The organism is Nonomuraea spiralis, from assembly GCF_014648435.1.
Taxonomy (GTDB): domain Bacteria; phylum Actinomycetota; class Actinomycetes; order Streptosporangiales; family Streptosporangiaceae; genus Nonomuraea; species Nonomuraea spiralis.
Genome location: NZ_BMRC01000001.1, coordinates 10481 through 33009, shown reverse-complemented (window position 1 = coordinate 33009; position 22529 = coordinate 10481). Strand labels below are relative to the sequence as shown.

The window sequence follows — 22529 nt, the reverse complement described above, 5'->3', positions numbered from 1 at the left end:
CGGTCAGTCGAGGCCGGCGCGCACGCGCTCCTCGGCGGCGTGGGCCAGGGCGGCCCGCGCCTTCGGTCCGGGGCCCGGGGCGGCGGGCCGAAGGAGGGTGGTGAGCCGTACCTCGGCCCGCAGCCGCCGCGTGCCAGCCACCCGCAGGAGGGAGCCGGGCAGCGTGTCCTCGCCCACCCAGCTCCCGCGGCTCGACCGGCTCTCGCCCTCGTAGTAGCGCAGGACGGCCGGGCACACCGCCGCCCCGGCGTCGATCGCGGCCTGGAAGACCGCGGGCCGGAAGGTGCCGACCTCGCGCCCGCAGGACGTCGTGCCCTCGGGGAAGACGGCCACCGCCTCGCCGGCCCGCAGGGCGTCGCGGATCAGGCCCACCGCGACCGGCAGCGTGGACAGGCGTTCCCGGTCGATGAACAGCGCCCCGCACGCCGCGCCGAGCGTCCCGATGAGCGGCCACCCGCGTACCTCCTGCTTGGCCAGCAGCCGGCACGGCAGCGCGGCCAGCATGACCACCGGGTCGAGCAGCGAGACGTGGTTGGCCACGACGAGCAGCCCGGCCGCCTCGCAGGCCGGCGGCTCGCTCTCGGTGACCTCGACCCGGACGCCGAGCGCGCGCAGCAGCAGCCTGGCCGCCGCCCGGACGATCCGCGCCCGCCACAACCGAGGCGCCGCGCCCATGACGAGGAACACCGGCAAGGACGTCAGCAGCACCAGCAGCGCGGCGGACAACCGGGCCGCGCGGCGGGCCCGCCCGGCGGCGGCGACCTCCTCCGGCAGGCACGCGCGCACCGAGCACGGCGCCCGCGACAACCACGGGTTGATCTCCACCCGCCGCCCGGCGCCGGTCACGTGCCGCCAGGGCGTACGCGGCCGCGCCGGCGTGGCCGGCGGCGTTGGATAGGACACGCGGGACTCCCAGGCGTTGATCGGCGGACACGCCCGGCGGCCTGGCCGGACGGCGCTAGCGGCGGCGCGGGACGACGGCGGGAGGAAGGTCGCGCCAGATCGGGCACGAGGTGTGGAACGTTCCATAACCCCCGCGGACCTGACGCCGGAGCGGGCGGGTAGGGGGCGGATGAGAGCTGCGCGAGATCTCCTGCGACTGCGCGATCATGGGCATCCCGAGTTCGGAGCGGGCCTGGCACCGGCTGGCCTCGCGGCAGGGTGGCAAGCGAATGATGATCCTGTTAGTGCAGGTTAAGCGCCATGCGGCGGAGAACGCGGAATTTGAGACGCCGTGTCGCCCGACCTTGCCCGACCTTGGCCTACCTTGGCGGAACACTCAAGAACCGGGCCGGGACCGTAGCCTGGAAAGGTGATCTATGCCAAGACGCCCCTCACCCCCGCGATCCGCCGAGCCGCCCTCCTGGCCTGGGATGTCGAGGGAGAGGGCGGGCGGTTGCACGGCGGGGAGGAGTCGGCCGCCTACCGCCTGGGCGACCGGGTGCTCCGGATCGGCCCGGCCGTGCGCGGCGTCGCCGAGTCGGAGTGGTGCCACGCCGTCGCCCGGCACGCCGCCGCCGCGCTGCCCGAGGCCGTCGCGCCGCTGACCACCGCCGAGGGGGCGACCGTGGTCGTCGTGGACGGGCGGCCGATCTCCTGCTGGCCGTACGTCGAGGGCGACTGGCCGGACTCCGACGTACCGGCCCAGCGCGAGGCCGGGGCGCGCCTGCTGGCCAGGCTCCACCGGGCGCTGGCCGGCTGCCGTACGGGGCCGCGCCCGGTGCCCGCCTTCCAGGAGTCCGGCCTGTACGGCGATCCGCCCGAGGACGCGGCCGGCCTGCCCGACCCTGCCCTGGACCGCTGGCTGGCGCGTTTCCACGCCGGCCATCCCGTACGCCACCCCCTGCACGGCGACTTCTACACCGGCAACACCCTGGCCAGGGACGGCCGGATCGTCGCGGTGCTCGACTGGGACGAGACCTTCGTCGGCGCCCCCGAGCTGGAGCTGGCCGCCGCCGCCCTGGAGTGGGGCGACGACGTGACCGGGCCGAGCAAGGAGTTCGTGGCCGCCTACCACGAGGAGGGCGGCACGGCGGCCCCGCTCGACGACGAGTCGCTGGCCCAGCTCGTCAGGCACAAGCTGCGCCGGGAGTACGCCTACTTCCACAAGGCCGCCCGGTCAGGGGTGGCGCACGACGCGGAGGACCTGGAATACCACCGGGCCCGCGTCGAGCTGTTCCACCGGCTGCGCCCCTGACCGGGCGGCCCCGGCTCAGAAGTAGCGCAGCCAGACGTACACCCAGGCCAGGGCGGTGCTGCCCAGGGTGACGACGATGCCGTACCGGGTGAACTGCCAGAACGTGATCGGGTTCCCCGTACGGGCGGCGATCCCGAGGGCCACGACGTTGGCGCTGGCGGCGACGGCCGTGCCGTTGCCGCCGAAGTCGGCGCCGAAGGCGAAGGCCCACCACAGTGCCTGCCCGGTGGCGGCGTCCGGGGCCGCGGCCGCCAGTTCCTCCACGACCGGGGCCATCGTGGCCACGTACGGGATGTTGTCGAAGAACGCCCCCAGCACGCTGGAGCCGAACAGCAGCGAGGTGGCCGCGGCGAAGTAGTTGTCGCCGAACAGGTCGATGGTGGCCCGTCCGATGGTCTCCATGGTCCCGGTGTGCACCAGGCCCGCGACCATGACGAACAGCCCGGCGAAGAACACCAGCGTGGGCCATTCGACCTCGCGCAGCACGTCCCCGAGCTCGACCCGGCACACCAGCAGCATGACCCCCGCGCCGACCAGCGCGATGATCGAGGGCGCCAGGTGCAGGACGGAGTGCAGCGCGAACGCCGTCACCACGCCGGCCAGCACCGTCATCGACCGCGCCAGCAGGGCGGGGTCGGTGATGGCCCGCCGCTCCTGCAACGCCATCACCTTGGCGACGTGGTCGGCGTTGTAGTGGAACGACCGCCGGAACAGCGGATAGGTGAGCAGCACGAACACCGCGAAGATCGCCACGACCGCGGGCGCCATGTGCACGAGGAAGTCGTTGAACGTCAGTCCCGCGCGGCTGCCGATGATGATGTTCGGCGGATCGCCGATCAGCGTCGCCGCCCCGCCGATGTTCGAGGCCAGCACCTCGGCGATCAGGTACGGCTGCGCCGGGATCCGCAACCGCCCGCACACCATCACCGTCACCGGCGCGACCAGCATGATCGTCGTGACGTTGTCCAGGAAGGGCGAGGCCACGGCGGTGATGGCCATCAGCATCGCCATCAGCCGGTAGGGCCGCCCGCGCGAGCGTTTGGCCGCCCAGATCGCCAGATAGTCGAACAGCCCGGTCTGCTTGATCACCCCCACGATGATCATCATGCCGAGCAGCAGGAAGATGACGTTCCAGTCGATCCCCGCGTGGCCTGAGGAGAACACCTCCTCCCCCGGTGTCAGCCCGAGCACGGTCATCAGCCCGGCCGCCACCAGGACGACCTTGACCTTGTCGGCCTTCTCGGTGGCGATGAAGAAGAACGCCACCACGAAGATGGCCATGGCCAGGATCGCGCTCATCCGATCAGTCCGGAAGGCTCGTGATGGCCAGGCTGGTCAGCAGGCGTTCCAGTGTGATCGCCCCGGTGAGGGTGGCGTCCGCGCCGAGCACGGCGACGAGCGGGCTGCGGGTGCGGGCCATCAGCGCCGCCACCTCCAGCAGTGTCGCGTCCAGGGGAACGGTGACGGGCCGCGCCGGCGGCCTGGGCAGGCAGTCGCCGACGGTCAGGTGGGCGAGTTCCTGCCAGAACAGCTCGGCGTCGCTCTCGTCCAGGGTGCGGGCCAGCGCCTGGTCCTCCTGGTACGTGCCGGGGATGGCCAGCCGCAGCACCTGCGTGCCGGGCAGCACGGTCGCCGGCCTGCCCTGCCCGTCGACGACGATGAGTCCGGGCAGCCGGTTGACCACCATCAGCCGTACCGCGCGTACGACGGAGTCGCGGGCGGTCACGGTCGGCAGGGCGACGACGATGTCCTGTGCTCGCAAGGCACCCTCCACGCTGGTCGAAGTGGTCAGTCCACGGCGGTCGCCGCCGGTTCCGGGCATGGTCGTATGGCAGGTCTTGATGGGGCACCTCCTGCGGGGGCGTTGGCGAAGGTCGTGGCGGCGGCCCGTGCGGGCCTGGCGGGGACGGCCTCAGGCGCCCTTCCCCGGCCACTGGACGGCGGCCGGCCCCCGGCTCGGCCCACCCGTCGGCTGGCCCCGGGGGACGGACCGCGGCACGGGGGCGGGCAGGAGGAGAAGCGGTCCTGCCGTGGTGGCCCGGACGGAGTCCGTGCCACGCATCGCCCACCTCCTCACGGTCCGTCCCTTTTTTCCGGGGATTTCAATGTCATCACCGGGCGGGGGCCCGTGCCCATTGGGTGTGACCCCCATATCGGGTGGGGGCCGAGCCGTATCCGGGCGGGGTCAGTGGACAGCGCGGGCGGCAACCGCCCAGGCTGGAGGCATGAAAGACGCCGTCGCCACCGCGCCGGAGCCGCCTGGCCGCAGTCCGGCCCAGGCGTTGTTCCGCCGCCTGTTCGTCATCAACGCGCTGGTCTTCGCCGCGGGCACGTTCGTGCTGGCGCTGTCACCGGCGACGGTCTCCTCACCGGTGCTCCTGGCCGAGGTCCCCGTGCTGCTGATCGGCCTGGCGCTGATCCTGGCCGCGAACGCGTTCCTGGTACGGGCCAGTCTCGCCCCGCTGACCTCGCTGACCGCCCTCATGCGGCGGGTAGACCTGATGCACACCCACGACCGGCTGCCCGTCGTCGGCAACCGCGACCTCAGGAGCGTCACCGACACCTTCAACCAGATGCTCGACCGCCTGGAGGAGGAGCGCAGCGTGGCCAGCGCCCAGGCCCTGGCCGCCCAGGAGGCCGAACGCGGCCGCATCGCCCGCGAGCTGCACGACGAGATCGGCCAGAGCCTCACCGTCGCGCTGCTGGCGCTCAAGCGGGTACGCGACCGCGGGCCCGCGGAGCTGTCGGAGGAACTGGGGCACGCCCAGGAGGCGATCAGGACCAGCCTGGACGAGGTGCGCCAGGTCGCCCATCGGCTGCGCCCCGGCGTACTGGAGGACCTCGGCCTGACCAGCGCCCTGACCGCGCTGGCCACCGACCTGTCCCAGACCGGCACGGTCGAGGTGAGCCGCAGGCTGGCTCCCGGACTGCCGCCGCTCACCTCCGAGGTCGAGCTCGTCCTCTACCGCATCGCCCAGGAGAGCCTCACCAACGTCGCCCGCCACGCCCAGGCCACCAGGGCCACGCTCACGCTGACGCCCGAGCGCGGCGACCTGGTCCTGCGCGTCACCGACAACGGCCGCGGCGGCATCGGCGAGCCGGGCGCCGGCATCCGCGGCATGCACGAGCGCGCCCTGCTCATCGGGGCCCGCCTGAACGTGCACTCGCCGCCCGGCGGCGGCACCGAGATCACCCTCACCGTTCCCGGAGCGGCCAAGGAGGACGCCCCATGACCCGCATCCTGCTCGCCGACGACCACGCGCTGGTCCGCCAGGGCGTACGCCTGATCCTCGACGCCGAGCCCGACCTGACTGTGGTCGCCGAGGCCGCGGACGGGGCCGAGGCCGTCGAGGCCGTCCGCGCCCACGACGTCGACCTGGTCATCCTGGACATCGCCATGCCCCGCATGACCGGGTTGCAGGCCGCGCGGGAGATCTCCCGCCGCAAGCCGGGCGTACGCCTGCTGATGTTGTCGATGTACGACAACGAGCAGTACTTCTTCGCCGCGCTGAAGGCGGGCGCCTGCGGCTACGTGCTGAAGTCGGTCGCCGACCGCGACCTGATCGAGGCGTGCCGGGCGGCGATGCGCGGCGAGCCGTTCCTCTACCCAGGGGCGGTCACCGCGCTGATCCGCGACTACCTGCACCGCCACCAGCACGGCGACCCGCTGCCCGACAGCCTGCTGACCGCCCGCGAGGAGGAGATCGTCAAGCTCATCGCCGAGGGCCACTCGACCAAGGCCATCGCCGACACCCTGGTCATCAGTCCGAAGACCGTCGACCGCCACCGCAGCAACATCCTGGCCAAGCTCGGCCTCAACGACCGCCTCGACCTGACCCGTTACGCCATCCGCGCCGGCCTGATCGAACCCTGACCTCGGTGTACGGCCGGGCCGCGGGGTGCGCGGGCCGCACGGGCCCGGCCGGATGGAGCTTTGGGGCACGGTTCCATGAGACGATCGAGATCATGATGGGTCCGTTGGGCGCGAGCAGTCACGTCCTCCACGCCTTCCTTCCGTCCTGCCCTGCTCCGGCACGGGCCACCACGGGCCCGGCGAGCACGCCGGTCGCGTGCTGAGCATGTCCGAAGGCAGCCTCGCGTCCTGGAACGCGCTCACCGGCCCGGAGGCCCGCGGCCTCGTCGCCCGGATCGAGGGGCTGCGCCCGCGCCGCCGTCCCGGCGACGGGGGTGAGGTGCCCGCGCCCGACGTCGATCTCGTCGAGGGGCTGGATCCCGTGGCGACGCGCGTGGTGGCCGGATGGCTGCGCGAGAAGCCTTCCCCGGCCCTGCGGCGTACGCGGTTACGGGTGCTGGCCTCCTATCTGCGATGGTTACGCGCCACCGAACCCGGTGCCGAGCTGCTCGCGGCCGGGGCGCAGGCCGACGCCTACTGCCTGGCCGCCATCACCGGCGGGCTGGCCCCGTCCGGGCGGCCTCTGGCCAAGGCGACGGTGATCCGCAGGCGGGCCGTCCTGGCCTCCTTCTACGCCTTCGCCGGCGGGCACGGCCCGGCTCTGCCCGTGCCGGCGGCCCACCCGCCCACGCCGGCCGAGCGGCGGCTGCTGCGCGACGGGGTCGCCCGCCTGGCCGGGGAGGGACGCTTGGCCGAGGCCGTGGCGATCGGGCTGCTGGAGTCCACCGGCGCGTCCGTCGACGCGCTGGCCCGGCTGACGCCGTGCGACGTCCACCTGGTGGGCGGCGGCGATCCCGCGCTGATCACCCTGCACGACGGGCGGGGGGACGTCGTCGCCTTCCCGCTCGCGCCGTACCTGCGCCGCCCGCTGCGCGGCCTGTGCGGCGGGCTGCCCGCCGACCATCCGCTGATCACCGGCGACGCCGGCCGGCGCGTCGACCTCGCGTGGACGAAGGCCGCGCTCGTCGACGCCGCGCTGGCGGCCGGCCTGCCCCGGCAGCGTGCCGAGGGCCTGCACCCCCACCTGCTGCGCGCCCTGACCGTGACCGAGCTCGGCGGCGCCGCCGACCCGGGGGTGGGGTGAGTCCGGGGTTCTCGTCCGGCGAGCAGCGGTGGCGGGCCCACCTGGGGACGTTGCGGCAGGTCGTCCGCCAGGAGCTGGTGGCCCGTCAGCTCGCCGCCCACCTGCCGGACCGGCCGCTGCGGATTCTGGACGCCGGCTGCGGGCAGGGCACCCAGCTCCTGCGGCTGGCGCGCGGCGGCCACGAGGTGACCGGGCTCGACTCCTCCCCCACGCTCCTCGGCGACCTGCGGCGGGCGCTGGCCGACGAGCCCGTCCACGTACGGCGGCGGGTCAGGACCGTCGAGGGCGACGTAGGCGACCTGGCGGCGCTGTTCGCGGCGGACGACTTCGACGTGGTGCTCTGCCAGGGCGTGCTGATGTACTTCGCCGACCCCGCCCCGGTGCTGGACGACCTGGCGCGGCTCGTACGGCCGGGCGGCCTGGTGTCGCTGCTGGTCCGCAACGGTGACGCGCTGGCGATGCGGCCGGGCCTGCTGGGCGACTGGGCGGCGGCGCGGCGCGCGTTCGGGGACCTGTCCTACGACAACCGGATCGGTGTGACGGCCCGCGCGGACCGGGTGGCGGATCTTGCCGCCGCACTCGCCGTCCGCGGCCTGCCGGTGGATGCCTGGTACGGCGTGCGGGTCTTCACCGACGTCGTGCCGTCGAACGCCGAGCCGCCCGCCGGGCCCGAGCTCGCCGAGCTGCTGGACTGTGAGGAGCTGGCGGGGGCCACCGATCCCTATCGGCGGGTGGCGGCCCTCGCCCACGTCATCGCCCGGCGCGCGTAGCGGCCAGGGTCAGGCGGCGCCGGTGAGACGGCGGCGGAAGATCCAGTACGTCCACGCCTGGTAGGCCAGGACGACGGGCGTGAACACGGCCGCAACCCAGGTCATCACCGTCAGCGTGTACGGGCTGGAGGCCGCGTTGGTCACGGTGAGGCTGTTGGCCGGGTCCAGGGCGGGCATGACGTTCGGCCACAGGCCGCTGAAGATCGCGCAGACCAGCGCGACGATCGCGACCGCGCTGGCGGTGAACGCCCACCCGTCACGGCCGCGTACGGTCGCGGCGACCGCGCCGATCAGGCCGAGCGCGACCAGCGCCACCGCGGCCCACCGGACGGCCCCGCCGCCGCCGCCGGAGAGCAGCAGGAACGCCATCACCACCAGGAACGCGGCCGGGGAGATGCTCTTGGCCATCCGGGCGGCGGCCTGGCGCAGGTCACCGGTGGTGCGCAGGGCCAGGAAGACGGCGCCGTGCAGGGTGAACAGCAGCAGCGTGGCCAGCCCGCCGAGCAGCGCGAACGGGTTGAGCAGGGTCAGCAGCGTGCCGGTGTACTCGTGGTCGGCGTCCAGCGGGACACCGCGCACGATGTTGGCGAAGGCCACGCCCCACAGGAAGGCCGGGACGAGCGAGCCCCAGAACAGCGCCCGGTCCCAGCCGCGCGTGCTGTCGCTCTTGCTGCGGTACTCCAGGGCCACGCCGCGGGCGATGAGCGCCAGCAGGATGAGGAACAGCGGCAGGTAGAAGCCGCTGAACAGGGTGGCGTACCACTCGGGGAAGGCGGCGAACGTGGCGCCTCCGGCCACCAGCAGCCACACCTCGTTGCCGTCCCACACCGGGCCGATCGTCTTGACGATGGCGCGCCGGTCGGCCTCCTCGCGGCTCAGGACGGGCAGCAGGATGCCGACGCCGAAGTCGAATCCCTCCAGCAGGAAGTAGCCGGTCCACAACACGGCGATCAGTACGAACCAGACGTTTTCCATGGTTTCCTCAGTAGCTCAGCGCGGGGACGGCGGTGTCGGGCTCGGCCTGCTCGTTCGGCCCGATCCGGATGAACTTGAGCAGCAGCCGGATCTCGATGACCGCGAGCACGGCGTAGGCCAGGGTGAAGCCGACCAGCGTGATGGCCACCGAGGGGATGTCCGCCGTGGGCGAGACGGCCGCGGCGGTGCGCATGATCCCGAAGACGGTCCACGGCTGGCGGCCCACCTCGGTGAAGATCCAGCCCATGCTGTTGGCCAGGAACGGCAGGCCGATCCCGGCGATGGCCAGCCGGTAGGCCCAGCGGCCCGCGGGCAGCCGGCCGCGCCTGGTCAGCCAGAGTCCGGCCAGGGCCAGCAGCGCCGACACCATGCCGAACCCGATCATCAGCCGGAACGACCAGTACGCCAGGCCGACGACCGGCCGGTAGTCGCCGGGGCCGTACAGGGCCTGGTAGCGGGCCTGGATGTCGTTGATGCCCTCGACCTCGCCGTCCAGGGTGTTGGTGGACAGCAGGCTCAGGCCGTACGGGATCTGCAGGTTGACGTGGTTGCGGCCGTTCTCGACGTCGCCGATGGCGAACAGGGAGAAGCCGGCGGAGGTCTCGTCCTCCCACAGGGCCTCGGCGGCGGCCATCTTCATCGGCTGCTGCTCGGTCATGATCTGGGCCTGCCAGTGGCCGGAGAACGACACCCCGATCGCCGAGACCAGGCTGACGGCCAGCGCCAGGCGGGCCGAGGTGCGGAAGAGGGAGACGTCCCGCTTGCGCAGCAGGAACCACGCGCTGACGCCGAGCACGAACGCGGCCGCGGTCAGGAACGCCCCGAACAGGACGTGCGGGAAGGTGACCAGCGTGGTCGAGTTGGTGAGCACGGCCCAGATGTCGGTCAGCTCGGCGCGGCCGTTGACGATCCGGTAGCCGACGGGGTGCTGCATCCAGGAGTTGGCGGCCAGGATGAAGTAGGCCGAGATGTTGGTTCCGATGGCGGCCAGCCAGATCGTGGCCAGGTGCAGCCGGGGCGACAGCCGGTCCCAGCCGAAGATCCACAGGCCGAGGAACGTGGACTCCAGGAAGAACGCCATGAGCCCTTCCATGGCCAGGGGCGCCCCGAACACGTCTCCGACGAAGCGGGAGTAGTCACTCCAGTTCATGCCGAACTGGAACTCCTGCACGATCCCGGTCACCACGCCCATGGCGAAGTTGATCAGGAACAGGCGTCCCCAGAACCGGGTCAGCCGCAGGTACTCCGGCTTCTTCGTCCGGTGCCACGCCGTCTGCAACCCGGCCACGATGATCGACAGGCCGATCGTGAGCGGCACGAAGAGGAAGTGGTAGACGGTCGTGATGCCGAACTGCCACCGGGAGAGATCCAGGACATCCATGCAGGCCAGGCTCCTCTTCCCGGCCGCCGTCCCCTAGGGCCGTGCGTCCCCGGCTCAAGGGACGTTGGTCCCACGGCCGGGGCCGGAAGGGGCGAAGGACCCTGTCCGGAGGGCAGGGACGTAGGTAGCTTCATCACGCAGTGCTCTAGCGCGCAGGAGGAGAAAGTGACAGGGACCGGCGACTTCGGCCACCGCATCCAATATCACCGGCAGCGGCTGGGGCTCACGCCAGAGCAGGTGGCGGAGCGGGCGGACATGTCCGCCGGCTACATCCGCTACATGGAAGAGCATGTGGACATCCCGGACCGGGGCACCCTGAACCGCCTGGCCGACGCGCTGGAGACCACCAGCCGGGATCTGCTGGGCGGCGGGCGCGACCGTCCGCCGGGCGTCGGTCCCGCGATGGCCGAGCCGGTGCTGGAGGTGCTCGATCCCGACGAGTGCCGGCGGCTGATCGAGCCGGGCGGCATCGGGCGGATCGCGTTCAACGGCTCGCACGGGCCGACGGTGCTGCCCGTCAACTTCCGGATGCACGAGGGCGCGATCGTCTTCCGCACCGGCTCGGGCGGGCCCATGGACCAGGATCTGCGTACCGGGCTGGCGGGGGTCGAGGTGATGGTGGGCTTCGAGGTGGACCGGATCGACGAGGCCAGGCGGCAGGGCTGGAGCGTGCTGGTCCAGGGGGCCGCCCATCACGTGACGCCGGAGGAGCAGGCCGGGGCCGACCCCACGCCGTGGGCGGGCGGCGACCGGCGGCTCTACATCCGCATCGTCCCGCACCGGATCACCGGCCGCCGCATCCACGCGCTGTAGCGGCGCACACGTCCACCGCCAGTCTGATCACCTGTCCGCGCGGTTCCATCCGGATCTCGGCGCGGGCGGCGTCCTCCTGGGCGGCGGTGACCGGGCCGGCCGCCACCAGCGCGGCGCCGGCGGCGGCCAGCAGCACCACCGCCGCCCTGGCCACGCTCATCCCCGCGCCGGTCAGCGCGGCCGTACGGGCACGCGCCGCCGGTAGACGACGTAGGGCCGCCACAGGTACGCCACCGGCGCCGACCACACGTGCACCAGCCGGGTGAAGGGCCAGACGGCGGCCAGCAGCCAGGCCGACATCGCGTGCAACTGGAAGATCAGCGGCACGTCGGCCATCAGGCGGGGGTCGGGGCGGAAGGTCAGGACACCGCGGAACCAGACCGCGATGGTGGCGCGGTAGTCGTAGCCGCCGCCGAGCAGGTTGCGGCCCACGGTCGCGGTCATGCCGAGCACGATCACCACGGCCAGCACGGTGAACAGCACCTTGTCGGAGCGCGTGGTGGTACGGCGCACCCGGGGGCTGGTCAGGCGGCGGGCCAGCAACAGCGCCAGGCCCGCGACGACCATGATCCCGGCCACCGTCCCGGCGCTCACCGACACCAGGTGGTAGAGATGCTCGTCGACGCCCACCGCCTCCGTCCAGCTCTTGGGGACGAGCAGGCCGAGCACGTGACCGCCGATGGCGGCGAAGGCGCCCAGGTGGAACAGCGGCGAGCCGAGCCGCAACACCCGGCTCTCCAGCACCTGCGTGGTACGGGTGGTCCAGCCGAACTGGTCGACGCGCCAGCGCCAGACGTGCCCGGCGACGAAGATCGTCAAGGCGACATAGGGGACGATCGCCCACAGCACGACGCTCACGGCCGTACCTCACTCTCGTTCGGCGGCGACCCGTACGGGGCCAGGCCGCTCTCGTCCGGCGACGGCCCGTACGGGGCCAGGCCGACGTCCTCGGCGGGCGGGCCGGCCAGGGCGAGGTCGGCCAGCGCGGTCCGTTCGGCCTCCGACAGGCCGGGCAGCACCGCGCACAGCGCGTCCAGCACCAGCGCGTACGGCGAGCCGGAGTCGTGCAGGGCGGTGCGGATGAGCTCCAGCCCCTTGCGGTGCTGGCGCAGCGGCGCCTCCCCCGTGTCCGGCCCGGCCAGCGCGGCGAACTCGCACACCACCGGCAGGAAGTCGGGCAGTTCGCCCTCGGGCGGGGTGAGCCCGGCCACGCGGTAGCGCTGCTTGAGGGTCAGCAGGGCCATGCCCCGGCGGCGGGTGTCGCCGTGCAGGTAGTAGGTGAGGTAGAGGCTGGATTTGCGGCGCAGGTCGAAGGTCTCGACGTAGTGGCGGGCCAGCGGCATCGGCTGCCGGTCGGCGAACCACCACAGGAACTGCTCCAGCGCCTGGCGCGGGTGGGAGTTGGGCAGCGCCGCGACGACCCGGCCCAGCTCGGGGCGGGCGGCCAGCAGCCCGGCGTCCGGGTACTGCAGCAGCAGCGACACCAGCCGGAGCAGGGTCGCGCGGTCCTGCGGCCGGTCGAGGGCGGTCTCGGGTGCGCGGAGCAGTCTCATGAGGCCGGTCCCTTACCGGTGAAGAGCTTCAGGCCAAGGCGTCCGTCGGTACGGCGGCCGGTCAGGCCGGTCGGGTGGAACTCGCTCATGCCGGGGCCGCCGTCGCCGTCCAGGCTGCATCCGTCGGCCTGGGCCGACAGGGCGGCGGCGTCCTCGCGGTGCGCGGCGGGCACGACGTAGCGCTCGTCGTACTTGGCGACGGCCAGCAGCCGGTACATCTCCTCCATGTCGCGCACGGTCATCCCGGCCGACTCCAGCAGGTCCTCAGCCACGGTGCCGTCGAGGGTACGGGCCCGCATGTAGCCGCGCATCGCCGACAACTTCATCAGCACCCCGGCCACGACCTCGGTGTCCCCGGCGCCGAACAGGCCGGCCAGGTACTCCAGCGGGATGCGCAGGTCGGTGATGGCGTGGAAGACGTTGTCGGGGTCGTCGGCGTCCGCGCCGGCGCCGGTCACGGCGTCCAGCACCGGCGACAGCGGCGGGATGTACCAGACCATCGGCAGCGTGCGGTACTCCGGATGCAGCGGCAGCGCCACCCGGTAGCGCATGGCCAGCCGGTAGATCGGCGAGCGGCGGGCGGCCTCGATCCAGTCCTCGCTGATCCCGGACGCCCGCGCGGCGGCGGCCACCTCGGGGTCGTCGGGGTCGAGGAAGACCTTCCGCTGGGCCTCCAGCAGGTCGCGCGGGTCGGGCACGCGGGCGGCGGCCAGCACGGCGTCGGCGTCGTACAGAACGAGGCCGATGTAGCGCAGCCGTCCGACGCAGGTCTCGGCGCACACGGTCGGCTGTCCCGCCTCGATGCGGGGGAAGCAGAACGTGCACTTCTCGGCCTTGCCGGTCTTGTGGTTGACGTACACCTTCTTGTACGGGCACGACGAGACGCACATGCGCCAGCCGCGGCAGCGGTCCTGGTCCACCAGGACGATGCCGTCCTCCTCCCGCTTGTACATGGCGCCGGACGGGCAGGCGGCCACGCACGCCGGGTTCAGGCAGTGCTCGCAGATGCGCGGCAGGTGGAACATGAAGGTCTGGTCGAACTCCATGCGCACCTTCTCGGCCATGGCCGCGAGGTTGGGGTCGCCGTGGGCGTGCTCGGGGGCGCCGCCGAGGTCGTCCTCCCAGTTCGCGCCCCAGGTGATGTTCATGTCCTGGCCGGTGATGGCCGACTTGGGGCGGATGACCGGCACGTGCGGCCCGGCGGGGGCGTTGAGCAGGGTGTCGTAGTCGTAGGTGGCCGGCTCGTAGTAGTCGTCCAGGTCCGGCAGGTCGGGGTTGGAGAACAGGTTGAGCAGCCGCTTGACCCGGCCGCCGGCGCGCAGCTTGAGCCGCCCGCGCCGGTCGAGCTCCCAGCCGCCGTGCCAGCGTTCCTGGTCCTCGTACCGCTTGGGGTAGCCGACGCCGGGCTTGGTCTCGACGTTGTTGAACCAGACGTACTCGACGCCGTCCCGGTTGGTCCAGGTCTGCTTGCAGGTGACCGAGCAGGTGTGGCAGCCGATGCACTTGTCCAGGTTCATCACCATGGCGACCTGTGCCATGACGCGCATCAGTAGGTCACCTCCTGGCCGCGGCGGCGGATCACCGTGATCTCGTCACGCTGGTTGCCGGTCGGCCCGTAGTAGTTGAAGGCGTAGGTGAACTGCGCGTACCCGCCGATGAGGTGGCTGGGCTTGAGCAGCAGCCGGGTGAGGGAGTTGTGCACGCCGCCGCGCCGGCCCGACCGCTCGGTGAGCGGCACGTTCACGTTGCGGTCCTTGGCGTGGTACATGTACACAGTCCCGGCCGGCATCCGGTGGGAGACGACCGCCCTGGCCACGACCACGCCGTTGCGGTTGTACGCCTCGATCCAGTCGTTGTCGGCCGCCCCGATCGCGGCGGCGTCCTCGACGCTCATCCAGATCGTGGGCCCGCCCCGCGACAGGGCCAGCATGTACGCGTTGTCCTGGTACTCCGAGTGGATCGACCACTTCGAGTGCGGCGTCAGGTACCGAACGGTGACCTCGGCCCCCTGCCCGTCGCCCTGGTCGCCGTGGTGGCGGCGCAGGTCGAGCGGCGGCCGGTAGGCGGGAAGCTGCTCGCCCAGCTCGATGATCCAGTCGTGGTCGAGGAAGAACTGCTGCCGCCCGGTCAGGGTGTGCCACGGTTTGTCGCGTTCGACGTTGATGACGAAGGCGGAGTAGCGGCGCCCGCCGGTCTCCGACCCGGACCACTCCGGCGAGGTGATCACCGGCTGCGGCCTGGACCGCGTGTCGGCGAACGTGATGCGTTTGCCCTCGTGCTCGGCGGCCAGGTCGGCGAGCCGGGTGCCGGTGCGCCGTTCCATGGTCTCGAAGCCCTGCGTGGCCAGGCGGCCGTTGGTGGTGCCCGACAGCGCGAGGATGGCCTCGCACATCCGGTCGGCGGTGCTCAGGGAGATGTGCCCCTCGGGCGTGCGGCCGTTCTGCTCGCGCAGGTAGTCCAGCTCGGGGCCCACCTGGTACGTGATGCCCTTGGTGGTCAGCCCCAGCTCGGCGAACAGCGGCCCGATCCCGCGTACGCGTTCGCCGACGGCGGCGTAGTCGCGCTCGACCGTGATGATCTTCGGCATCGTCCTGCCCGGGATCGGCTCGCACTCGCCGTGCTTCCAGTCGCGCACCCGGCCGCCCGGCTGGGCCAGCTCGTCCGGGGTGTCGTGGGTGAGCGGGACGGCCAGCACGTCGGTGCGCCGGCCCAGGTGGCGGGCGGCCAGCTCGGAGAAGGCGTCGGCCAGGCCGAGGAAGGCGTCGTGGTCGGACCGGGTCTGCCACGGCGGCGCGATGGCCGGGTTGAAGGCGTGCACGAACGGGTGCATGTCGGTGCTGGACAGGTCGTGCTTCTCGTACCAGGTGGCGGCGGGCAGGACGACGTCGGAGAACAGCGCGGTGGACGTCATCCGGAAGTCGATCGTCGTCAGCAGGTCGAGCTTGCCCTCGGCGGCGTTCTCCCGCCAGGTCACCTCGGCCGGGCGCAGCCCCTCGGGCGTCTCCTCGTTGCGCGCCTCGGCGTCGGCGCCGAGCAGGTGGCGCAGGAAGTACTCGTTGCCCTTGCCGGACGAGCCGAGCAGGTTGGCCCGCCACACGGTCAGCACCCGCGGGAAGTTGGCCGGGTCGCCCGGGTCCTCGGCGGCGAAGCGCAGCCGGCCCGAGGTCAGCTCGTTCACCACGTGCTCGGCGACCGGGATGCCGCGCTCGGCGGCCTCGTCGGCGAGCTTGAGCGGGTTGCGGTCGAACGTCGGGTGCGAGGGCAGCCAGCCGAGCCGGGCCGCCTGGGCGTTGCAGTCGGCGAACGACCGGCCCGCGAACCTGCCCTCACCGAGCGGGCTGGCCAGCTCGCCGGCCCCGATGCGCTCGTAACGCCACTGGTCGGTGGCCAGGTACCAGAACGCGGTGCCGGCCATGTGCCGGGTCGGGCGCTGCCAGTCGAAGCCGAAGGCCAGGTGCTGGAAACCGGTGACCGGGCGGACCTTCTCCTGGCCCACGTAGTGCGCCCAGCCGCCGCCGTTGACGCCCTGGCAGCCGGTCAGCAGCACCAGCGTCAGGAACGCGCGGTAGATCTGGTCGGAGTGGAACCAGTGGTTGGTGCCCGCGCCCATCGCGATCATCGACCGGCCCTGCGTGCGCTCGGCGTTGCGGGCGAACTCGCGGCCGATCCTGGCGATCGTGGCGGCCGGCACCGAGGTGATCTCCTCCGCCCAGGCCGGGGTGTAGGGCTGCGTGGCGTCCTCGTAGCCGTCCGGCCAGTCGCCGGGCAGGTCGCGCTTGACGCCGTACTGGGCCATGAGCAGGTCGAACACCGTCGTCACCAGCTTGCCGCCCAGCTCGGTCACCGGCACGCCGCGGCGCATGACCGTGCCGCCCTCGGTGGGGCCCTCGTCGAAGCGCGGCAGGTCCACCTCGACCGCGCGCCCGGACCGGTCGAGCAGGGTCAGCGCGGGGACGGCGCCGTCCAGGCCGAGGTTCCAGCGGCCCTCGCCCTCCTGGCCCCAGCGGTGGCCGAGCGAGCCGTTCGGCACGTGCGCCGCGCCGGTCGTCTCGTCCAGGAAGACGGTCTTGAACTCGGCGTTCTCGCTCTCCTGGCCCAGGTCGGCGGCGGTCAGGAAACGGCGCGGCACGTACGCGTCGCCGCGCGGCTCCAGCGTCACCAGGAACGGCAGGTCGGTGTACTTGCGCACGTAGTCGGTGAAGTACGGGACCTGGCGGTCGCGGAAGAACTCGGTCAGCGTCACGTGGCCCATCGCCATGGCGAGGGCGCCGTCCGTACCCGGGTGCGGCGCGAGCCAGTCGTCGGCGAACTTGACGTTGTCGGCGTAGTCGGGGCTGACCGCGACGACCTTGGTGCCCTGGTAGCGGGCCTCGGTCATGAAGTGCGCGTCCGGGGTGCGGGTGACCGGGATGTTGGAGCCCCACATGATCAGGTAGCGGGAGTTCCACCAGTCGGCGGCCTCGGGCACGTCCGTCTGGTCGCCCCACACCTGCGGCGAGGCGATCGGCAGGTCGGCGTACCAGTCGTAGAACGACAGCAGGGTGCCGCCGATCATCGACAGGAAGCGGGTGCCCGCCGCGAAGGAGGCCATCGACATCGCCGGGATCGGCGAGAAGCCGACCACCCGGTCCGGGCCGTAGTCCTTGATCGTGTGCACGTGGGCGGCGGCCATGAGCTCCAGGACCTCCTCCCAGCTCGACCGGACGAACCCGCCCTTGCCGCGGGCCCGCTTGTAGGCCCGCGCCCGCTCCGGGTCGCCGGTCAGCTCCGCCCACGCCAGTACGGGGTCACCCAGCCTGGCCTTGGCCTCGCGCCACATCTCCAGCAGCACCCCGCGCACGTACGGGTAGCGCACCCGCGAGGGAGAGTAGGTGTACCAGGAGAAGGAGGCGCCACGGGGACAGCCGCGCGGCTCGTACTCGGGCGACTCCGGGCCGACCGACGGGTAGTCGGTGGCCTGGTGCTCCCACGTGATCAGGCCGTCCTTGACGAACACCTGCCAGGAGCACGAGCCCGTGCAGTTCACGCCGTGCGTCGAGCGCACCACCTTGTCGTGCGCCCACCGGTCCCGGTAGAAGCGGTCCCAGGCGCTGGGGTCGACCTGGTGGAGGGTGCGTCCGTCGGCCGACACCTCCGCCTTGGTGAAGAACTTCCTGGCGGCCAGCAACGGCCCCATGCCCGGGATCGCGTCTATGTCGCTCACAACTTTTCCCCTGCCACAACCGTCATGGCTCCAGGCTGGTGGGTGGCCGCCCGCTCCCGGCAGGGACCAAAGTCCCTTCGTGGGGGCCCGATGGGCCCACGACCGGCACGGGGGACCTTGGTCCCTACTGCCGGGTGACGGGAGGCGGTAGCGTCGGAGACATGATTCGTGTGTTCCTTCTCGACGATCACGAGGTCGTGCGGCGTGGCGTGGCCACCCTGCTGGAGTCCGAGGACGACATCGAGGTGATCGGCGAGGCCGGGACCGCGGAGTCGGCCGTCGCCCGGATCCAGGCCCTGCGGCCGGACGTGGCGGTGCTCGACGTGCGCCTGCCCGACGGCAACGGCGTCGACGTGTGCCGCGAGGTGCGCTCGAAGCTGCCGGGGCTGGCCTGCCTCATGCTGACCTCGTTCGCCGACGACGACGCCCTGTTCGACGCGGTGATGGCCGGCGCCTCGGGCTACGTGCTCAAGCAGATCCACGGCTCCGACCTGGTCGGCGCGGTGCGTACGGTGGCCTCGGGGCAGTCGCTGCTCGACCCGCAGACCACCGCCGCCATGTTGCAGCGGCTGCGCGACCAGGCGGCCCGGAAGGACCCGCTGGCGGCGCTGTCGGAGCAGGAGCGGCACATCCTCGACCTGATCGGCGAGGGGCTGACCAACCGGCAGATCGGCGAGCGCATGTTCCTGGCCGAGAAGACGGTCAAGAACTACGTGTCCAACCTGCTGTCCAAGCTCAACATGCAGCGCCGTACCCAGGCGGCCGCGTTGTCGGCGCGGTTGCGGGCCGACCGGCGCGACTGAGCGGCCCTCCTGAGCGACCCTGCTGAGCGGCCCTGACCTCGGGACTTTCGCCTCTGCCGCCGGGATGCGTCCCGGTGGCAGGCTGAGGCGCATGCGACTCGATTCGTCCGGGCTCCAGGTGCTCTCGCGTGAGGAGTGCCTGCGGTTGTTGTCGTCCGCGCCGATCGGGCGGATCGTCTTCACCGATCGCGCCCTGCCCGCCGTGCAGCCCGTCAACTTCTGCCTCGACGGCGAGAGCGTCGTCATCCGCACCTCGATCGGATCGAAGCTGGCGGCGGCCACCCGGCACGCCGTGGTGGCGTTCGAGGCCGACGAGTTCGATCCCGCGACGCGCACGGGCTGGTCGGTGACGGCCGTCGGGCACGCGCGGGCCGTGAGCGATCCCGCCGAGACGGCCCGGCTGGCCACGCTGCCGCTGTCCCCGTGGGCGCCGGGCAGCCGCGATCACTTCGTCGTGGTCGAGGCCGAGCAGGTCTCCGGCCGCCGGATCGCCCGGGAACGTTCCATCTAGCGGCGGACGAAATGAGGGGCGGGCCCGCCGGGCCCGCCCCTCATTTCGCGTCAGTGGGAGCCGACCGTGCGGCGGGCGGCCAGCGCGCGGACCGCGGTCACCGTCAGGGCCAGGGTGACCACGGCGGTGACCGCCAGCAGGGCCAGACCCAGTCCGTACGAGCCGAGCCGGCCGTACAGGAAGCCCATCACCAGGGGCGGGACGAACCCGCCGAGCCCGCCGGCGGCCCCGACCAGGCCGGTGACGGTGCCGACCTTGTCGGCCGGGGCGACCTGCGCGACGAGGGCGAACGTGGCGCCGCTGCCGGCCCCGAGCGCGGCGGCCATGGTCAGGAACGCGATCGTGCCGACCGGCATGAGGCCGGGGGTGAGCGCCTGCACGCCCGCCGTGACGGCGGTGACGACGAACACGCCGGTCAGGACGGGCACCGGCCCGACCCGGTCCGACAACCAGCCGCCCAGCGGCCGGGCCAGCACGGCCAGGACGACGAACCCGGCCATCCGGTTGGCGGCGTCGGCCTGCTCCAGCCCATACCCGGTCTGGAGGTAGGCGGGCAGGTAGACGGAGAAGGCGACGTATCCGCCGAAGGCGACCGCGTACAACACGCACGCCTGCCACGTGATCGGCAGCCTGAGCGCGGCGGCCAGGCGCGTCCCGAGCGGCTGGACGACGACGGCGCGGCCGGGCGCGTCACGCAGCACCAGCCACGCCACGACCGCGTACGCGGCCAGCACGACGGCGGTGATGACGAACGGCACGGCCGGCCCGGCGGCGCGCACCAGCGGGACGGTGGTCAGCGCGCTGATCGCGGTGCCGCCCATCCCGGCCCCGAAGATCCCGACGGCCAGGCCGCGCCGGTTCGGCGGGAACCAGGCGTTGACGAACGGCACCCCGACGGCGAACACGGTGCCGCCGACGCCCAGGAAGAACCCGCCGGCCAGCAGCGCGACCATCGACGTCTGCCCGAACAGGCCGATGAACAACACGGGGACGATGGTGGCCGCGGAGACGAGCGGGAACATCACCCGCCCGCCGAGCCGGTCGGTGAGCGCGCCGACCGGGATGCGGCCCAGCGACCCCACGATCACCGGTACGGCCACCAGCAGCGCCTGCTGCCCGGCCGACAACCCGAGCAGTTCCTTGAAACGCGGCCCGAGCGGGCTCAGCAGCGCCCAGGCCCAGAAGTTCACCGCGAAGCCCAGGGTCGCCAGGCCGAGCATCAACGCCGGGCTGCGGCCGGGGGTGGTGGCCGGTGCGTTCGTCATGTCTTCCTCACGTTCATGCGGCCGGGGGACGGCCGCGATCACCGGGATGTGCTGTCCCATCACAGCTCAGCGGGGATGACGTGAGGTATGGACGAAGGTCCCGACCTGGGAGGACTTAGGACGCGCGGCGGCGCCGGGGCCTCACAGGGGCACGTGCCAGCGCAGGCGGGTGCCGCCCTCCTCCGGGGTCTCCAGCTCGGCCGCGCCGCCCAGGTCGCCGGCCCGTTCCTCGATGTTGCGCAGGCCGCTGCGCCGCCCGCCCGCGCCCACGCCGACGCCGTTGTCGCCGACGACGAGGGTGAGCCGGCCGTCCGCGACCTCGATCGAGACCTCGGCGCGGGTGGCGTGGGAGTGGCGTACGACGTTGGACAGGGCCTCGCGCAGGACGGCGAGCAGGTGCTCGGCCACCGGGTCGGGCACCAGGGTGTCGATCTGGCCCTCCATCCGCAGGCCGGGCATGAACCCCAGGTGCGCGCCCGCCCCCTCGACCAGGTCGACGATCCGCGTGCGCAGGCTCGGCGCGGTGTCCTCGCGCGGGGCCTGCAACGCGAAGATGGACGAGCGGATCTGCCGGATGGTCTCGTCCAGCTCGTCGATCGCGTGCTGGAGCCGTTTGCCCGCCTCCGGCCGCTCGACCAGCCGTACGGTGCTCATCAGCGTCATCGCGGTCGCGAACAGCCGCTGGATGACCACATCGTGCAGGTCCTTCGCGATGCGGTCGCGGTCCTCCAGCAGGCCGAGCCGTTCGGCGTCGCGGCGGGTCTCGGCCAGCTCCAGCGCGATCGCCGCCTGCCCCGCGAACGATTCGAGCATCTGCTGGTCGGCCGCGCTGAACGGGAGCCGACCCCCGCGCTTGGCCAGCGTGAGCACGCCGCGCACCCGGGGCGCGGCGCCCAGCGGCACCATGAGCCCCGGGCCGTAGCCCAGCCGCCGCAGCGGGGAGTCGCGGTGGGCCGCGCCCGGAAGGTCGCGCTCCGACCGGGGCTCGGCGTGCGTGAACACCTCGCCGGCCAGTGTGGCCGAGACGTCGAACGCCGTCCCCACCAGCTCGCCGGCCCCGTCGCCCTCGGCCACGTCGACGGTCAGCGTCTCGCCCGCCGGGTCGGGCAGCAGCACCTGGACCAGGTCGGCGTCGCACATCTGGCGGGCCCGCGAGGCCATGGTGGTCAGCACCTCGCGGGAGCCGGCGCCGGACAGCAGGCTGGTCGTGATCTCCGAGGACGCCTTCAGCCAGGTCTCGCGCCGGCGCGACTCCTCGTACAGCCGGGCGTTCTCCACGGCGACGCCGGCGGCGGTGGCCAGGGCGACGACGATGGCCTCGTCCTCCTCGTCGAAGTCGCCGCCGCCGCGCTTCTCGGTCAGGTAGAGGTTGCCGAACACCTCGTCGCGGACGCGTACCGGGACGCCGAGGAAGGTGCCCATCGGCGGGTGGCCGGGCGGGAAGCCGTAGGACTCAGGATGGTCGGAGATGCGGCCCAGCCTGAGCGGGCGGGCGTCCTTGATGAGCAGGCCGAGCAGGCCGAGGCCGTGGGGCCAGTGCTCGATCCTGGCGATCTCCTCCTCGCTCAGCCCCACCGGGATGAACTGGACGAGCGTGCGCTCCTCCCCCACCACGCCGAGGGCCCCGTACGAGGCGTCCACCAGCCTGGTCGCCGTCTCGACGATCCGCCGCAGCACGGTCTCCAGGTCGAGGTCGCTGCCCACGGACACGACGGCCTCCAGCAGCGCGTGCACCCGGTCGCGGGTGGCGAGGACGGCGGCGAGCCTCGTCTGGAGTTCGGCCAGCAACTCGTCGAGCCGCATCTGGGGCATCAGGCTACGGTGCTCACTTTCCGACATACCGTTCAGTGTCCCAGCCGGACCCGTCGCCGGCAGCATCAGGCCGTGCACCCGTGGAACGGCCAAGGGCCCGTCCCCCACGGGGTACGGGCCCTTGACCGGAGTGGCTACCTGAGCCAGGCGTTGCGGCGGACGATCGGCAGGTTGCCGAGCCCGAGGGTGGTGCCGGCGCCGGTCAGGGCCAGGCCGACCAGGACGATGGCGTAGATGATGTGCTCGTCC

General features: G+C 72.6%; 20 protein-coding genes. 8 read left to right on the top strand and 12 right to left on the bottom strand.

Features of this window, described 5'->3' with window-relative positions; all coding sequences use genetic code 11:
- Positions 1 to 3: 3 nt before the first annotated feature.
- Complete coding sequence (locus IEZ27_RS00170; protein ID WP_189645312.1) at positions 4 to 903, bottom strand: lysophospholipid acyltransferase family protein; 900 nt, start codon at positions 901 to 903, stop codon at positions 4 to 6.
- 409 nt (positions 904 to 1312) lie between these two features.
- Between IEZ27_RS00170 and IEZ27_RS00165 the strand changes: the two genes are divergently transcribed.
- A complete protein-coding gene (locus tag IEZ27_RS00165) occupies positions 1313 to 2197 on the top strand; it encodes a phosphotransferase enzyme family protein (RefSeq protein ID WP_189645311.1) in 885 nt (294 codons plus the stop codon).
- A gap of 15 nt (positions 2198 to 2212) precedes the next feature.
- Here IEZ27_RS00165 and IEZ27_RS00160 read toward each other — a convergent pair whose 3' ends face one another.
- Both IEZ27_RS00160 and IEZ27_RS00155 read right to left on the bottom strand, forming a co-directional pair.
- On the bottom strand, positions 2213 to 3496 hold the full coding sequence (locus IEZ27_RS00160) for an ArsB/NhaD family transporter (protein WP_125648875.1): 1284 nt from the start codon (positions 3494 to 3496) through the stop codon (positions 2213 to 2215).
- Positions 3497 to 3500: 4 nt separating this feature from the next.
- Positions 3501 to 3959 (bottom strand): CBS domain-containing protein, encoded by a 459-nt coding sequence (locus IEZ27_RS00155; protein ID WP_125648872.1) that lies wholly within the window; start codon positions 3957 to 3959, stop codon positions 3501 to 3503.
- Between the two features lie 463 nt (positions 3960 to 4422).
- Here IEZ27_RS00155 and IEZ27_RS00150 point away from each other — a divergent pair, with 463 nt between their 5' ends.
- The 4 genes from IEZ27_RS00150 to IEZ27_RS00135 all read left to right on the top strand — a co-directional run bounded on the left by IEZ27_RS00150 (position 4423) and on the right by IEZ27_RS00135 (position 7964).
- Positions 4423 to 5430, top strand: coding sequence for a HAMP domain-containing sensor histidine kinase (locus IEZ27_RS00150; RefSeq protein WP_189645310.1), 1008 nt, complete (start codon positions 4423 to 4425; stop codon positions 5428 to 5430).
- Positions 5427 to 6071 carry a response regulator gene (locus IEZ27_RS00145; RefSeq protein ID WP_189645309.1) on the top strand — a complete coding sequence of 215 codons (645 nt, stop codon included), beginning with the start codon at positions 5427 to 5429 and terminating at the stop codon, positions 6069 to 6071. Before IEZ27_RS00150 ends, IEZ27_RS00145 begins: the two co-directional genes overlap by 4 nt.
- A 205-nt stretch (positions 6072 to 6276) precedes the next feature.
- Positions 6277 to 7194: a hypothetical protein gene (locus IEZ27_RS00140; protein ID WP_189645308.1), complete on the top strand. Its 918-nt coding sequence runs from the start codon at positions 6277 to 6279 to the stop codon at positions 7192 to 7194.
- Positions 7191 to 7964 carry a class I SAM-dependent methyltransferase gene (locus IEZ27_RS00135; protein WP_189645307.1) on the top strand — a complete coding sequence of 258 codons (774 nt, stop codon included), beginning with the start codon at positions 7191 to 7193 and terminating at the stop codon, positions 7962 to 7964. The genes IEZ27_RS00140 and IEZ27_RS00135 overlap by 4 nt, the downstream gene beginning before the upstream one ends.
- A gap of 9 nt (positions 7965 to 7973) precedes the next feature.
- Here the strand turns inward: IEZ27_RS00135 and cydB are convergent, their stop codons facing one another.
- Positions 7974 to 8939, bottom strand: coding sequence for a cytochrome d ubiquinol oxidase subunit II (gene cydB / locus IEZ27_RS00130; protein ID WP_189645306.1), 966 nt, complete (start codon positions 8937 to 8939; stop codon positions 7974 to 7976).
- A 7-nt stretch (positions 8940 to 8946) separates the two neighbouring features.
- The gene (locus tag IEZ27_RS00125) at positions 8947 to 10320 is read right to left on the bottom strand and encodes a cytochrome ubiquinol oxidase subunit I (protein WP_125648855.1); all 1374 of its coding nucleotides are present in this window, start codon (positions 10318 to 10320) and stop codon (positions 8947 to 8949) included.
- 165 nt (positions 10321 to 10485) lie between these two features.
- On the opposite strand from IEZ27_RS00125, the gene IEZ27_RS00120 reads away from it, so the two are divergent.
- Positions 10486 to 11133, top strand: coding sequence for a pyridoxamine 5'-phosphate oxidase family protein (locus tag IEZ27_RS00120; protein ID WP_189645305.1), 648 nt, complete (start codon positions 10486 to 10488; stop codon positions 11131 to 11133).
- Here IEZ27_RS00120 and IEZ27_RS00115 read toward each other — a convergent pair.
- From IEZ27_RS00115 to IEZ27_RS00095, 5 genes are read right to left on the bottom strand one after another with little or no spacing between them, the layout of a single operon-like run.
- A complete protein-coding gene (locus IEZ27_RS00115; RefSeq protein WP_189645304.1) occupies positions 11105 to 11293 on the bottom strand; it encodes a hypothetical protein in 189 nt (62 codons plus the stop codon). The two genes, IEZ27_RS00120 and IEZ27_RS00115, sit on opposite strands and share 29 nt — an antisense overlap.
- 11 nt (positions 11294 to 11304) lie before the next feature.
- Complete coding sequence (gene narI, locus IEZ27_RS00110) at positions 11305 to 11991, bottom strand: respiratory nitrate reductase subunit gamma (protein ID WP_125648849.1); 687 nt, start codon at positions 11989 to 11991, stop codon at positions 11305 to 11307.
- A complete protein-coding gene (gene narJ / locus IEZ27_RS00105; RefSeq protein WP_189645303.1) occupies positions 11988 to 12686 on the bottom strand; it encodes a nitrate reductase molybdenum cofactor assembly chaperone in 699 nt (232 codons plus the stop codon). Before narJ ends, narI begins: the two co-directional genes overlap by 4 nt.
- Positions 12683 to 14233, bottom strand: coding sequence for a nitrate reductase subunit beta (gene narH / locus IEZ27_RS00100; protein ID WP_189645302.1), 1551 nt, complete (start codon positions 14231 to 14233; stop codon positions 12683 to 12685). The genes narJ and narH overlap by 4 nt, the downstream gene beginning before the upstream one ends.
- Positions 14233 to 17862: a nitrate reductase subunit alpha gene (locus IEZ27_RS00095; RefSeq protein ID WP_189645895.1), complete on the bottom strand. Its 3630-nt coding sequence runs from the start codon at positions 17860 to 17862 to the stop codon at positions 14233 to 14235. The genes narH and IEZ27_RS00095 overlap by 1 nt, the downstream gene beginning before the upstream one ends.
- A 188-nt stretch (positions 17863 to 18050) precedes the next feature.
- On the opposite strand from IEZ27_RS00095, the gene IEZ27_RS00090 reads away from it, so the two are divergent.
- On the top strand, positions 18051 to 18692 hold the full coding sequence (locus tag IEZ27_RS00090; protein WP_189645301.1) for a response regulator transcription factor: 642 nt from the start codon (positions 18051 to 18053) through the stop codon (positions 18690 to 18692).
- Between the two features lie 91 nt (positions 18693 to 18783).
- Complete coding sequence (locus tag IEZ27_RS00085; protein WP_189645300.1) at positions 18784 to 19203, top strand: pyridoxamine 5'-phosphate oxidase family protein; 420 nt, start codon at positions 18784 to 18786, stop codon at positions 19201 to 19203.
- 50 nt (positions 19204 to 19253) lie between these two features.
- Here the strand turns inward: IEZ27_RS00085 and IEZ27_RS00080 are convergent, their stop codons facing one another.
- Positions 19254 to 20468 (bottom strand): MFS transporter, encoded by a 1215-nt coding sequence (locus IEZ27_RS00080; RefSeq protein WP_308427235.1) that lies wholly within the window; start codon positions 20466 to 20468, stop codon positions 19254 to 19256.
- A gap of 141 nt (positions 20469 to 20609) precedes the next feature.
- Positions 20610 to 22307 (bottom strand): sensor histidine kinase, encoded by a 1698-nt coding sequence (locus tag IEZ27_RS00075; protein WP_189645299.1) that lies wholly within the window; start codon positions 22305 to 22307, stop codon positions 20610 to 20612.
- Between the last annotated feature and the right edge of the window lie 222 nt (positions 22308 to 22529).